General features: G+C 44.7%; 13 protein-coding genes and 1 pseudogene. 7 read left to right on the top strand and 7 right to left on the bottom strand.

The window, feature by feature from the left end:
• Positions 1–300 precede the first annotated feature (300 nt).
• The 3 genes from K0O23_RS17005 to K0O23_RS16995 all read left to right on the top strand — a co-directional run bounded on the left by K0O23_RS17005 (position 301) and on the right by K0O23_RS16995 (position 3,294).
• The gene (locus tag K0O23_RS17005; protein WP_246597186.1) at positions 301–801 is read left to right on the top strand and encodes a glutathione peroxidase; all 501 of its coding nucleotides are present in this window, start codon (positions 301–303) and stop codon (positions 799–801) included.
• Positions 802–854: 53 nt separating this feature from the next.
• On the top strand, positions 855–1,790 hold the full coding sequence (locus K0O23_RS17000) for a 1,4-dihydroxy-2-naphthoate polyprenyltransferase (RefSeq protein WP_246597184.1): 936 nt from the start codon (positions 855–857) through the stop codon (positions 1,788–1,790).
• 205 nt (positions 1,791–1,995) lie between these two features.
• On the top strand, positions 1,996–3,294 hold the full coding sequence (locus K0O23_RS16995; protein WP_219878647.1) for a T9SS type A sorting domain-containing protein: 1,299 nt from the start codon (positions 1,996–1,998) through the stop codon (positions 3,292–3,294).
• Between the two features lie 81 nt (positions 3,295–3,375).
• Here K0O23_RS16995 and K0O23_RS16990 read toward each other — a convergent pair whose 3' ends face one another.
• The 4 genes from K0O23_RS16990 to K0O23_RS16975 form a co-directional block, all read right to left on the bottom strand.
• Positions 3,376–3,702 carry a HesB/IscA family protein gene (locus K0O23_RS16990; protein WP_219878646.1) on the bottom strand — a complete coding sequence of 109 codons (327 nt, stop codon included), beginning with the start codon at positions 3,700–3,702 and terminating at the stop codon, positions 3,376–3,378.
• 12 nt (positions 3,703–3,714) lie between these two features.
• Positions 3,715–4,122, bottom strand: coding sequence for a hypothetical protein (locus K0O23_RS16985; RefSeq protein WP_219878645.1), 408 nt, complete (start codon positions 4,120–4,122; stop codon positions 3,715–3,717).
• Between the two features lie 12 nt (positions 4,123–4,134).
• The gene (gene iscU, locus K0O23_RS16980) at positions 4,135–4,548 is read right to left on the bottom strand and encodes a Fe-S cluster assembly scaffold IscU (RefSeq protein ID WP_187068641.1); all 414 of its coding nucleotides are present in this window, start codon (positions 4,546–4,548) and stop codon (positions 4,135–4,137) included.
• Positions 4,549–4,640: 92 nt separating this feature from the next.
• Positions 4,641–5,855 (bottom strand): IscS subfamily cysteine desulfurase, encoded by a 1,215-nt coding sequence (locus tag K0O23_RS16975; protein ID WP_219878644.1) that lies wholly within the window; start codon positions 5,853–5,855, stop codon positions 4,641–4,643.
• 118 nt (positions 5,856–5,973) lie between these two features.
• Between K0O23_RS16975 and mce the strand changes: the two genes are divergently transcribed.
• From mce to K0O23_RS16960, 3 genes are all read left to right on the top strand, one after another.
• Positions 5,974–6,375, top strand: coding sequence for a methylmalonyl-CoA epimerase (mce, locus tag K0O23_RS16970; RefSeq protein ID WP_219878643.1), 402 nt, complete (start codon positions 5,974–5,976; stop codon positions 6,373–6,375).
• A gap of 98 nt (positions 6,376–6,473) precedes the next feature.
• Complete coding sequence (locus K0O23_RS16965) at positions 6,474–7,046, top strand: L-threonylcarbamoyladenylate synthase (RefSeq protein WP_219878642.1); 573 nt, start codon at positions 6,474–6,476, stop codon at positions 7,044–7,046.
• Positions 7,047–7,175: 129 nt separating this feature from the next.
• Entirely contained in the window at positions 7,176–8,633 is a 1,458-nt protein-coding gene (locus K0O23_RS16960; protein WP_219878641.1) for a CCA tRNA nucleotidyltransferase, read from the top strand.
• A 150-nt stretch (positions 8,634–8,783) separates the two neighbouring features.
• Here K0O23_RS16960 and K0O23_RS16955 read toward each other — a convergent pair whose 3' ends face one another.
• Positions 8,784–11,282, bottom strand: coding sequence for a PspC domain-containing protein (locus tag K0O23_RS16955; RefSeq protein WP_219878640.1), 2,499 nt, complete (start codon positions 11,280–11,282; stop codon positions 8,784–8,786).
• Positions 11,279–11,623, bottom strand: coding sequence for a PadR family transcriptional regulator (locus K0O23_RS16950; protein WP_219878686.1), 345 nt, complete (start codon positions 11,621–11,623; stop codon positions 11,279–11,281). The genes K0O23_RS16955 and K0O23_RS16950 overlap by 4 nt, the downstream gene beginning before the upstream one ends.
• A gap of 280 nt (positions 11,624–11,903) precedes the next feature.
• On the opposite strand from K0O23_RS16950, the gene K0O23_RS16945 reads away from it, so the two are divergent.
• Positions 11,904–13,001, top strand: a complete 1,098-nt coding sequence (locus tag K0O23_RS16945) for a putative type IX sorting system protein PorV2 (protein WP_246597183.1) — start codon at positions 11,904–11,906, stop codon at positions 12,999–13,001.
• A gap of 13 nt (positions 13,002–13,014) precedes the next feature.
• On the opposite strand, the pseudogene K0O23_RS20590 reads toward K0O23_RS16945, so the two are convergent.
• Positions 13,015–13,116 (bottom strand): annotated as a pseudogene (locus K0O23_RS20590) (IS982 family transposase); the annotation flags it as partial.

Here is a 13,116-nt window from a genome sequence, read left to right as displayed (position 1 = left end):
ATAAGCGCAACTCGTGGCTGTTAAGAGGCCAGTTTGCAACTGGTTTTCTACGGAGTAGAAAAATTACTATTGCGGAAGATTCCCCTCTTGGGAGGGGTAGGTTAATATAAAGTAGCCAAAGTATAAAGCATAGCCAAAGCATTAAAGTCTCATTTTCAAAACAAAAAGTATAACCTGCTGTTTCTGCATAAGTATAAACCAACTCAAATGAACAAAAGTATTGCTTACTTGACAATGGCTGTTGCAATGGCATTCACCGGCTGCAACGAGCCGAATCAGGCAACTAAATCATCAGAAACTATGGCAACAGAAACAGCATCAAACACAACTACTACAACAGATTTCTATACTTTTAAGATGGAAACGCTGGAGGGCAAAGAGATTGACTTCTCAAAGTATAAAGGTAAAAAGGTATTGCTGGTAAATACGGCATCGGAATGCGGGTTTACGCCACAGTACGAAGACCTGCAGAAGCTAAACGAACAGCATGGGGACAAGGTAGTTATACTTGGTTTTCCGGCAAACAACTTTGGAGGCCAGGAGCCGGGCAGCAACGAAGAGATCGCCAGTTTCTGCCAGAAGAACTATGGCGTAACGTTCCAGATGTTCGATAAAATATCTGTAGCTGGCGAAGATAAGCATCCGCTTTATACCTGGCTGGCCCAAAACGCGCCAAACAACGAAGAGCCTAACTGGAATTTCTGCAAATATCTGGTAAATGAGAATGGCGAAGTAGTGGCCTTTTTCCCTTCTAAGGCGAAACCAATGGGAGAGGAAATACTTGCTGCCATCCAAAAGTAGTTTTATACTTGTAGCGTAAATACACACAATCGCTGCGACCCATATTTTATACTTTGAATAACACTTCACAAAACATATCCCAGAATCCAGGCCTGCTAAAAGCCTGGATTTCGGCTTTTAGGCCACGCACGTTGCCGCTAGCGCTTTCATGTATTGGCATGGGGGGCTTTATGGCTGCTGCAAATGGCTTTTTTAATGCCACTATCGCAGGCCTTTGTGTGCTCACTACGCTCTTTCTGCAGATACTTTCTAACCTGGCCAACGATTATGGTGATACCAAACACGGTGCAGATAGTGTACATCGCGAAGGGCCCATGCGTGCTGTACAGGCAGGTCACATAAAGGCCGCGCACATGAAAACAGGCATGGTAGTGTTTAGCCTGCTGTCGTTGGTGTCGGGTCTTTTGCTGCTGTGGGTAGCATTTGGTACCGAAGGAATGCTGCTGTTTATACTTTTTCTTGTTTCGGGGCTGGCATCTATCTGGGCTGCTATTAACTACACTGCCGGTGATAAACCATATGGCTATGCAGGCTTGGGTGATATATTCGTGTTTGTGTTTTTTGGCTTGGTGGGCGTGTTAGGTACATATTACCTGCAGGCGCAGCAACTGGAGCTATTGGTTATCCTTCCGGCCTTAGTCTGTGGCTTCTTTTCCACGGCTGTGCTAAATGTAAATAACATACGCGACATTAAGTCTGATTCACTGGCTGGAAAACAATCGATTCCAGTGCGCCTTGGTCCGGCAAAAGCACGAATTTACCATATCATGCTTTTGGCTGGCGGTGTGCTAAGTGCTGTGCTATATGTAGCACTTAACTTCTATAGCTACTGGCAATTGCTGTTTATACTTGCACTCCCACTCGTTTTTGTAAATGGCGTAAATGTATGGCGCAAACAAACATCTAAAGAACTAGACCCATACTTAAAGCAAATGGCCATCACAACACTTCTCTTTGTGTTATTATTTGGTATAGGGCAGATAGTATAAAGTATAAAATAAAGACAATTATCCTATGGCCTGCTCTCTAAGAGCAGGCTTTTTATTTTCATTGTTACAACATTGTATTATTTCATTAATAAAGCGATAAATATTGAACTTTTACAAGAGGTCATAAGTTGGAACAATAATCTGATCAGCCAGCATTTTTTATGCTCAGTTACTGCTGGTTTATTTTTATCCCGCTTTCCAAGGTATGAAGTACAAATTTACGCTGCTTAAAAATATTGTTGGTAGTATTATACTGTTGGGCCTGTTCTCAGGCTCTACTGTTCTGGCACAGGTTAGCATGGGAAAGTATAACACCTATTATAGCCAGAATTTCGATGGTTTGCCTAACCAGACAAACGGGACCTGGGTGAGCGGGACAGAGTATTTTACTGGCTGGAGGTTGCATCGGACCAAACCGGATAATACCTCATTAGTTGTTAACACAGGATCCAACAATGCAGGTAACCTCTATAGTTATGGAAGTTCTGGATCAACAGATAGGGCTCTTGGTGCTTTAGGGTCTGCAACTGCCGGCGAGTTTGCTTATGGCTTATTGTTGCAGAATAATACAGGTACTAACATTATGTCGCTGGATGTTAATTATGTAGGCGAACAGTGGAGAAGTGCCAACAGTACCACTGGTATTCATAAGATAACTTTTTGGTATGCCATCAGCAGTAATAAAGATGGTTTTAACTTGTGGCCTTCCGGCGATGCAAGCTGGACGCAGGTAAATGAGCTTACCTTTTTCTCTCCGGTTTATCATACAGCAGGGATGGCGCTTAATGGTAATGCAGCCGAGAACAGGAGAATGCTTTTCCATACTTTAGCAGTAAACATACCAGCAGGGCACTATATTATGCTGCGCTGGAAAGATGCCGATGAGCCAGAGGCAGATCACGGTTTGGCCATTGACGATTTCAGCCTTACCTGGAGAGCAGAAGCTGATTCAGGTCCCTCTATTATGCCTGTTGAGCTAAAGAATTTTAAAGCCAAACTAATAAGTAACGAGGTAGAGCTAAACTGGGAAACAGCCTCTGAAGAAAACAATGACCATTTTGTAGTAGAGCGTAGCTCCGACGGACATTTGTTTGAAGGCATTGGTTTAGTAAATGGCGCCGGAACGTCTAATCAGGTTACAAGCTATACTTTTACAGATGAGCATCCGCTTAATGGCACTTCCTATTACAGGTTAAGGCAGGTTGATACAGATGGCAGCCATACTTATTCTCATACTATAAGTGTTCAAAAGACATTGTCAAAATCAGAGGTACAGGTTTACCCAACAGTTACGGCACATACGTTAAGTATATTTACTCCGGCATCTCAAAAGTATAACTATGCCACTGTAGTTGATGTGATGGGCAAACAGGTGCTACAGTTACCACTTAGTATAGCAAAAGAGCAAAGTATAAACGTGAGCAGTTTAAGTAGTGGCACCTATGTGCTGGTACTGCAGGATGCAAAGGGTAACCGCACAACCAAACGCTTTAAGAAAGTATAGAACACCTGCTAAAGTATAAAAACAGAAAGGGCTGCTAAATCAATAGCAGCCCTTTCTGTTTTTATACTTTGATAAAATTACTTACACTGAGAAGCTGTCGCCGCAGCCGCAGGTACGGGAAGCGTTAGGGTTGTTAAAGTAGAAGCCTTTACCGTTCAGTCCGTCCGAGAAGTCAAGTTCGGTGCCGGCTAAGTATAAAAAACTCTTCATGTCCACTACTACTTTCACGCCTTTGTCCTCAAACTCCTGATCCATGGGTTTTACCTCATCATCAAAGTCGAGTTTATACGAAAGGCCAGAGCAGCCGCCACCCGCAACAGAAGCGCGCAAACGGAAGGTGTCGTCCAGCTGAGCATCCTGCTTCAGCTTTATAACTTTCTCTTTTGCTTTGTCTGATACTGTGATCATAATCTTTTAATTTTAAGATACCGGATTAAGCACAACACTAAAAACAGTGATCGTGTTCATATCGCGGCCATAGTATAACTTATCAAGCGCCTCATACATATTATGTGCCCTGAAATAGGACGTCTGCAACTCTTTATCGCCGCGGGCCATCCATTGCACGGTGTATGAACTCTCCTTATCGCGGTAATTCTGCACATAGTCCAGCATTTTTTGCAGCACATCCACTTTATCGTAACCTGTTTCGGAGTGAAACAGGAACGACTGCTGGTGGCGCGGGTTTACCGTAATCAGGTCGAGGCGCAGCTTGTTGTCTATCTGCCTGAATTCAAAAAGCAGACTGTTGCCGCTTATACCTAAGTGGTTCTCAATCTGCTTCTGAATACGTGCACTTTCTACGTGCACATCCGTGTTTGACTCCATTGAGTCTCGTTCTTAGTGGTGAGACTTAGGCAGCTCTAAAGCTGGTAAACCGTTCTTTACTCTGTAGTCGTTGATGGCAGTTTTGATAGCATCTTCGGCCAGTACAGAGCAGTGGATTTTAACCGGAGGCAATGCCAGCTCTTCCACGATGTCCATGTTGTCGATAGACAAAGCCTCGTCTACTGTTTTGCCTTTCAGCCACTCTGTTGCCAGAGAAGAAGAAGCAATAGCAGAACCGCAACCAAATGTTTTAAACTTAGCGTCGGTAATTACCTGGTTCTCGTCTACCTCAATCTGCAGGCGCATTACGTCGCCGCACTCAGGGGCACCTACAAGGCCAGTACCAACGTTATTTTTTGATTTATCAAGCGTACCTACGTTACGTGGGTTGCTGTAATGATCGATTACTTTATCTGAATAAGCCATAGCTCTATTTAATTACGAATTATTAATTATTAATTATGAATTGAATTAAGAATGACGAAAATTAGTAATCCGTAATTCTTAATTCGTCATTTTTAATGTTCTGCCCACTCAATCGTGTCCAGGTCTATACCTTCTTTAAACATTTCCCAAAGCGGAGACATCTCACGAAGCTTACTTACTGCTTCTTTTACGTGATCAATGGCGAAGTCGATCTCCTCATCCGTAGTGAAACGGCTTAAGCCGAAACGTAACGAAGAGTGTGCCAGGTCATCGCTCAAGCCTAAGGCCTTCAGTACATAAGATGGCTCCAGGGAAGCAGAAGTACAGGCAGAACCAGAAGAAACTGCCAGGTCTTTCACACCCATCATCAAGCCTTCGCCTTCAACATACTTAAAGGAGATGTTAGATACGTGTGGTAATCTATGCTCAACAGAACCGTTTACATAAGACTCCTCAATTGTAAGAAGCTCTTTCTCTAAACGGTCACGCATGGCAGCAATACGCTTGGTATCAGATTCCATATCCTGCTTAGCAATTTCAGCAGCCTTGCCTAAACCCACGATGCCCGGTACGTTAAGTGTACCCGAACGCATGCCTCGCTCATGGCCACCACCGTCCATCTGGGCAGTTACCTTAACACGTGGATTCTTACGACGCACGTAAAGCGCGCCAACACCCTTAGGACCATACATTTTGTGGCCAGAGAATGCCATCAGATCAATGCCGTCAGCCTCTACGTCTACAGGAATTTTTCCTACTGCCTGCGTACCATCTGTAAAGAACAGCACACCGTGCTTCTTGGCAATAGCAGAGATCTCACGCATTGGCTGAATAACACCAATCTCATTATTAGCATACATCACAGAGATAAGGATTGTCTTGTCTGTAATGGCTTCTTCCAGTTGCTTCAGGTCAACAAGGCCTTCTGCGTTTACAGGAAGGTAAGTTACTTTGCCGCCTAGCTTCTCGATGTGCTTACACGTATCAAGTACAGCTTTGTGCTCTGTGGTAAGTGTAATTACATGGTTGCCCTTAGAAGCATACATTTCGAACACACCTTTTATAGCAAGGTTGTCCGACTCTGTAGCTCCAGACGTAAAGATGATTTCTTTTGGAGAACAATTGATCAGCGAAGCAATTTGCTCACGTGCATAATCAACGGCCTCTTCGGCCTGCCAGCCAAAAGCGTGGTTACGAGATGCGGCGTTACCAAACATGTTAGTCATGTAAGGCAGCATGGCATCCAACACGCGTGGGTCTAATGGCGTTGTGGCGTTGTTATCCAGGTATATCGGTAATGTTAGCATATAAATCGATTTTCTCTACTTTTTGTCCTGTTATCTAAACAGTTTAAAGAAATTATTAGTTTTGAATCGGATGCAAAATTAACAAAAAAACCTTACTTAGACTAATTACAAACTGAAAATGAAAAACGTAGAACATATAGGGATCGCAGTTAAAAATTTTAGCGAGGCAAACGGATTATACTTTAAACTTTTAGGGGTAGAGCCTTATAAAACTGAGTTTGTAGAATCGGAGAATGTAAATACCTCTTTTTTTAGAGTAGGCGGCACTAAAATAGAATTGCTGGAGGGCACAACCCCGGATAGCGCCATCAGTAAGTTTATAGAAAAGCGCGGAGAGGGCATACACCACATTGCTTTTGAAGTTGAAGATATCTATAAAGAGATGGAACGCTTGAAAAGCGAGGGCTTTACATTGTTGAACGAGCAACCCAAAAAAGGAGCTGACAACAAGCTTGTTTGTTTCGTACACCCAAAGAGCGCCAACGGTGTGCTGGTAGAACTAACGCAGGAAATACGTTAGGTCGTTTTTAGTTAATAGTTATTCGTTATTCGGGAAATCCAGAAGAGTTTTATTTTTCTAATAACTAACAACAATCAACCAATAACAAAAATAAAACTATGAGCCAGTTAGTAAAAGAGATACAGGCCGCTGAGGAAGAAGTTATACTTGGCAACGTTATACTTTACCCCACCGATACAGTCTGGGGAATTGGCTGCGATGCCGAAAATGCGGAGGCTGTTAAAAAGATATACAAGATAAAGGAACGCGAAGAATCCAAGTCGATGATACTACTGGTGGCCGACCTGGATATGCTGAAGCATTATGTAGAAAAGGTGCCTGCGGACTTGGAGAAATTAATTGAGGAGCAGGAGAGGCCTACTACGTATGTGCTTTCCGGTGCCACCAACCTGCCCAAAGAGGTACAGTCTGAAGACGGCAGTATAGCCGTGCGTATTACAAAAGACGAGTTCAGCCACCGGTTGGTGCGGCAAATTGGCAGGCCGTTGGTCTCAACATCAGCCAATATAAGCGGCGAGGGTACTGCGGCGTCTTTTAAGGATATATCAGAAAAAATTAAGGATCGGGTAGACCATGTAGTGCGTTGGCGGCAGGAAGAAGAAATAGAAGCAAAGCCTTCTCGCATAGTAAAAATTGAGCCGGACGGTACCCAGAAAGTGCTACGCGATTAACATGCAAAATCGTTTTGCGAGCAACCATGATTCGTAATTCGTAATTCATAATTCGTAATTGCCATGGCATTACCTTATTTTTGCACCTCAGGCCGCCAAACCGCTGCCTGAGGTGTTTGCTTTTTACTGATGGATAAAATAAAATTACCGGAACATTCCATATTTGAAGTAGTAGCAGAGGCTGCTGCAGAATTAGGCATAGATGCCTATGTAATTGGAGGTTTCGTGCGCGACCTGGTGCTTAAAAGGCCTTCTAAAGATATTGATGTAGTATGCGTGGGCGATGGCATTGCCTTAGCAACCACTGTAGCCCTAAAGCTCCCGCACAAGCCCAAGGTATCCATCTTCAAAAACTTTGGCACTGCCATGCTGCGCGACCATGATTGGGAAGTAGAGTTTGTTGGGGCCAGAAAAGAGTCGTACAGAGAGCACTCACGCAAACCGGAGGTGGAAACAGGTACCCTGGATGATGACCTGAAGCGCCGCGACTTTACCATCAATGCTTTAGGTATAAGCCTGAACAAGCAAAACTATGGTGAGTTGATAGATGAATTTGGCGGTCTGAAGGATATGAAACGGCAGATCATTCGTACTCCTTTGGAACCGGGCATTACTTTTTCCGATGATCCGTTGCGTATGATGCGTGCTATCCGTTTTGCTTCCCAATTAGGATTTGATATCGACCCGGATACGTTTGATGCCATTATCGATTATAAAGAGCGCATTAAGATCGTATCGCAGGAGCGTATTATTGATGAGCTCAACAAGATCATACTTTCGCCTAAGCCTAGCTATGGCTTTAAGCTGCTGTTTGCCTCAGGCCTGTTACATCTGATCTTTCCGAAAATGGTAGAGTTGCAGGGCGTTGAAACTATAAACGGCAATACACACAAAGACAACTTCTACCATACGTTGCAGGTGCTGGATAATGTGGCCGAGGTTTCTGATGACCTTTGGCTGCGCTGGGCTGCTATCATGCACGATATTGCCAAGCCTGATACTAAGCGTTATCATCCAAAGGCCGGCTGGACTTTTCATGGGCATGAGGATAGAGGTGCGCGTATGCTCCCAAAGCTTTTCCGTGACCTAAAGCTGCCTCTTAACGAGCACATGAAATTTGTGCAGAAACTGGTACGCCTGCACCTGCGGCCTATTGCCCTGGTTAAGGAAACTGTAACAGACTCTGCCATTCGCAGGCTGTTGTTTGAGGCCGGAGATGATATTGATGCCCTGATGAAGCTGTGCCGCGCCGATATCACCTCAAAAAACGATACCAAGGTAAAACGTTACCTGCAGAACTTTGATAAAGTAGAGAAGCGGCTGGTAGAGGTAGAAGAAAGCGATAAAATGCGCAACTTCCAGCCTGTTATCACCGGTGAGATCATTATGGAGACCTTCAACCTGATGCCATCCAAAACAGTAGGCGAGTTAAAAGAGGTACTGACAGAAGCGATACTTGAAGGGAAGGTGAAAAATGAATTTAATGCTGCTTATGCTTTTTTGCTTAAAGAAGGTGAGAAGAGAGGCCTTTCCGTAGCAAGTTTAGTTTCTCCATCTGAGCCAGACGAGGAGGAAAGCAAAGAATAAAGTATAAACTCCGTAAAAAAAGCGAGGCTAAAACCTATGTAAAGATCTTAGCCTCGTCAGTACTCATCAAACAACTAAACAAACACTATCTTTAAAACGGCCTGTACTTCTGGTTTAGTATAAAGTATACATAGCAGTTTGTTAATATTTTTATCGGCGCTTCACGCTGCTTGGTCCGGAGCTGTCAATCGTGGTGTTTTTAGGATTGCCAGCGTAAACAATGCGGCTTGCACCAGAGGCATCGGCGCGCAGGGTTCTGGCTGCGTATACTTCAGCCAGGCTGGCACCTGTTACATCTACATCTACTGTGTTGGCTCTTAAACCTGCTGCATTTACTTTGCCAGCACCAGTTGCGTCAAGTTTAAAGTTATCGGCACGGCCAGAAAATTTGCTCACGGCTGCTCCTGAAATCTCTACCCGAAGGTCACGCACATTTACGTCTGCATTTGACTGAATGGCACCTGAAAAGTTCATTCGCAAGTTATCTGCTCTGATTCCGGAAATTTCAGCCTTGATAGCACCACTCAGGTCGATATCATTAAAATCAGGGGCTGTAATCTGCACTAACACCGGATCGCGGTCGCTGAACAGATTAATGTTCTTCTCTGTATAACCGATGCGAAGCTCGTCGCCTACTTTATCGATCTCCATGCGTCTCAGGTCGTCGCGTTCGCCCCTAACCCGTACGCTGTAATTGCTGCCCTGGCGTAATTCTACATGGTAAGGGCCACTGATCTCCACTGAGTTAAAGTCTCTGTAATTGTAAGTTTTGCTGTTGCTACTGTACTCACGCTCGTTCAGTAACACGCTGCCGCTTATGTTGGTGTCGTCGCTACCCTCGTTAAAAGATCCTTCTTCAAAGTTATACTCTTCAGTATCCAGGGTATCAGCAGCGCAGGTCAGGCACTCCAGCATATCGCCTTTTACTTGCCAGGTATTACGCACAATCTTGTCGCGGCTGTAGTCCTGATCGAAGGTGGCGGTTGGTAACAGGTAAGTAAATTCACGCGTTAGGCGTAATGGCTTGTTTCGCGGCAACCTTAGTACAAGGTCGAGTTCCTGATCGCGGAAAACGGCGCCTTCTTTAAACTCATAACTATTGTCGAAACGAAGCACAGAGTCTTTCTGCACCACCTGATAGGTTATCATGCGGGCATTTTGCTGTGCTTCGGCCTCTGTTCTGCCTTTTGCCTCTGCGCGCTGTATCACTTCTATGTCGGTGCCGTTATGCTCCTGTACGTCAATATAAATTCTGTCGTAATCAAGGTTGGTGTCATAGGCATCGAGCACAAGCGTACTGTAACCGGAGACAGGAATTGTTTTGGTGGTAAGTACTTCGCCGCTTCTGCGGAAATTGTTGCTGTAGATGATGATGGTAGCAATAAGAGTGAACAATGCCACCAGCCATACGCCAAACATAGACCAGCCAACGATAGGCCGCATAAATGTGCGCTTAGCCAATAAGCTGATGGCAAGTGTGATCAGGAGTAAAAGCGGGATAAGCCCTACAAAAAAGCCTGCCACTAATCCGAGACTGGGAAAGCCCCCGAGCAGTACGGAGGCTGGAAAATCACCCAGGTTTACGAATTCAGACTCATTAATAACACCAAGCGACACGAATAAGGCAGAAAACAACCCAATGGTAAGGCCTATAGATACTACTAAAAGTATAATACCGGCAGCCACGCGTATTAGTGTTATCAGTACAGCAAGTACAGGCCCCAAAGATTTGCCCAGCCAGCTAAAGATCTGTGAGATCAGCCTGATCGGAAGCAGGATTATGCGGGCCAGTGTTGATTCATGCCCGTCGTTATCGCGCATGTTCAGGTTATCTTTCAAAGATCGCTCAATGCCTGCCAGTGTAACCGGGTCGCCCTGCATTTGCATGCGCTCAGTAAGGGTAACAGCTTCTGGCACAGCAATCCAAAGTATAATATAAGCAAGTATACCAAAGCCACCCGCAAAGATAAGTACCAGAAACATGATACGTACCACCGCCACATCAACACCAAAGTATTTGGCTATACCGCTTGCAACACCCGCCAGTTTCTTGTCTTCAGGGTCGCGGAACAGTTTCTTTACATTGGTTTCGGGCAACACATCACTTGCTGGCATGGCTATCCAGAGCACAATGTACAGGATAATACCAAAGCTGGTGATGCCATCGGAGAAAGGAATACCTATCACAAGAAGCACGAACAACAGTCTTATCCAGACTACATCTATACTCAGGTAATTGGCTATACCAGCGCAAACGCCTGCTATTACTTTGCGGTTAATATCGCGGTAAAGCTTTTTAGGGCCTGCTGTAGTATAAGCGCCTTCCGATGCATAAGCACTGCCAGTTGCGGGTCCTGTGTGAGGTATTCCTTCTTCCAAAGGTTCTGCTACTTCAAAGTCGGTTACGTTACCCATTCTGGTGATCAGGTATTCCACATCTTCCAGCGAGATAACCTGCTTGCCCGGGTTTAGCCTGGCAGAGAAGATTTCGGCAATACGTGACTCGATATCAGCCACAATCTCTTCGTGCCCCTCATAGTTAGAGAAGTACGTCCTGATAGAAGTCAGGTATCTGCTTAGCTGCTCGTAACCGTCTTCCTCAATGTGGAAGATGATGCCTTGTAAGTTGATACTTATATTCTTTTTCATGATTGCTGCGCTTTCTTGTTTTGGATAATGTATTCTGTGGAGTCAACTAGTTCGTACCAGGTGGCGCGAAGATCTTCTAAGAACTTAGTCCCGGTTTCAGTGAGCTTGTAATATTTTCGTGGCGGCCCCGAGGTAGATTCTACCCAGTTATATTCCAGAAGCGACGCGTTCTTCAGGCGGGTGAGGAGCGGGTAGAGCGTACCCTCCACAACGATCATTTTAGCCGCTGTGAGCTCTTCTAACATGTCGGACGCATATACTTCACCACGAGAGATAATCTCCAGTATGCAGAATTCGAGAATTCCCTTCCTCATCTGCACTTGCGTGTTTTCTACTTTCATGATGATACCGTTATAATGTTGGATCAAAGATAATAAAAGGTACTATGTAAAACAAGGTACTGTTTAAAAATAATTACGCAGTATTTTTTAATTGGTTTTCGTTAAGGCAGAATTATAATTTTAATTCAGTATTTTTGGACTAAAATATTATGAGGCAAAAGTCAACTTTAATGCACTAATTAATGTTAGAGCATCTTAACAGGCAAGATTTAGCTTGTTGACTCCCTTAGAGAATTAAGTAGCCTGATAGTAGATTTGAGAGAACATTTACTGCTGAAGTATGTATAAAATCACCCTTCGCTTTTTTTTAGTAGCGGCACTATTTACCTGCTGGTCTGCTGCAATGGCTCAGGTATCCACCCCAAAGTATAGCAACGAATTTCTGAATATTGGCGTGGGGGCACGTGCGCTGGGCATGGGAAATGTGCAGGCCGCCATTGTTGACGACGCCACTGCCGGTTACTGGAACCCCGCCGGACTGCTTAACCTGAAGTATAAGTATAACATTGCTTTGATGCATTCTGAGCTTTTTGCCGGCATTGCTAAAAACGACTTTGGCAGCTTTGCCATGCCTTTGGATTCTAATAGCGTGCTGGGAGTTTCTGTTATCCGCCTGGGTGTGGATGATATTGCCGATACGCGCCGCCTGCAAAATGAGTATGGCTACATACAGTACGATAGTATCAGGTTCTTTTCTGTTGCCGATTATGCTATGCTGGTTTCGTATGCACGCCGCAGCAACCTGATTGAGGGATTGCAGCTGGGTGCAAGCGCCAAGCTTATTTACCGTAATGTAGGCGAGTTTGCCAACGCGTACGGCTTTGGCATAGACGCAGGAGCCCAGTTACAGCGTGGCACCTGGCAATTCGGCGCTATGGCAAAAGACATCACCACCACCTTTACCGCCTGGACGCACAACGTAGAAGCATTAGAAGACGCTTACCAGCAAACAGGCAATGACTTGCCCGAAAGCTCTGCCGAGCTAACCTTGCCGCGCCTGGTGCTTGGTGTTGGAAAAAACTTTACAATTAATGATAAACTATCAGCCCTTGTCGCCACTGATATTGATTTTACTTTTGATGGTAAGCGCAATGTTCTCTTAAAGTCGGATGTGGTATCTGTAGACCCGCATGTTGGCGTGGAGTTAGTATATGCTGATGCGGTTTTTGTAAGAGGTGGTTTTAATAATTACCAGCAAACCAGAAACTTCGACGGAAGTATGAATAACCGTATGCAGCCGAACTTTGGCGTCGGTTTCAGAACCAATGGCCTTAACCTCGACCTGGCTTTGTCGCGTGTGAACGGAAAAGAGGCTGGCGCTATCTCTAGTGGTGGCATCTCGTCTGTTATTATCTCGTTTGGTTACGCCTTTAATTAACTCAAGTTGCGAGCTACTCAATTACTTGAGCTAGCGTGTAGGCGAAGATAAAGAGGATTAGCTTTAGGATGAATCCTTCGGCTGTGACGGCATGGATCTTCCTGGGGAAGAAGCC

Origin of the sequence: Pontibacter aydingkolensis (assembly GCF_019443125.1) — a bacterium.
GTDB classification, from domain to species: Bacteria; Bacteroidota; Bacteroidia; order Cytophagales; family Hymenobacteraceae; genus Pontibacter; species Pontibacter aydingkolensis.
This window is presented reverse-complemented; position numbering and strand designations above follow the sequence as displayed.

Excerpts from the sequence above, each read along its gene's own strand:
- K0O23_RS16965 (WP_219878642.1), top strand. The coding sequence starts at position 6,474 with ATGAGCCAGTTAGTAAAAGAGATACAGGCCGCTGAGGAAGAAGTTATA.
- K0O23_RS16960 (WP_219878641.1), top strand. The coding sequence starts at position 7,176 with ATGGATAAAATAAAATTACCGGAACATTCCATATTTGAAGTAGTAGCA.
- K0O23_RS16955 (WP_219878640.1), bottom strand. The coding sequence starts at position 11,282 with ATGAAAAAGAATATAAGTATCAACTTACAAGGCATCATCTTCCACATT.
- mce (WP_219878643.1), top strand. The coding sequence starts at position 5,974 with ATGAAAAACGTAGAACATATAGGGATCGCAGTTAAAAATTTTAGCGAG.
- K0O23_RS16975 (WP_219878644.1), bottom strand. The coding sequence starts at position 5,855 with ATGCTAACATTACCGATATACCTGGATAACAACGCCACAACGCCATTA.
- K0O23_RS16990 (WP_219878646.1), bottom strand. The coding sequence starts at position 3,702 with ATGATCACAGTATCAGACAAAGCAAAAGAGAAAGTTATAAAGCTGAAG.
- K0O23_RS16985 (WP_219878645.1), bottom strand. The coding sequence starts at position 4,122 with ATGGAGTCAAACACGGATGTGCACGTAGAAAGTGCACGTATTCAGAAG.
- K0O23_RS16950 (WP_219878686.1), bottom strand. The coding sequence starts at position 11,623 with ATGAAAGTAGAAAACACGCAAGTGCAGATGAGGAAGGGAATTCTCGAA.
- iscU (WP_187068641.1), bottom strand. The coding sequence starts at position 4,548 with ATGGCTTATTCAGATAAAGTAATCGATCATTACAGCAACCCACGTAAC.
- K0O23_RS16995 (WP_219878647.1), top strand. The coding sequence starts at position 1,996 with ATGAAGTACAAATTTACGCTGCTTAAAAATATTGTTGGTAGTATTATA.
- K0O23_RS16945 (WP_246597183.1), top strand. The coding sequence starts at position 11,904 with ATGTATAAAATCACCCTTCGCTTTTTTTTAGTAGCGGCACTATTTACC.
- K0O23_RS17005 (WP_246597186.1), top strand. The coding sequence starts at position 301 with ATGGCAACAGAAACAGCATCAAACACAACTACTACAACAGATTTCTAT.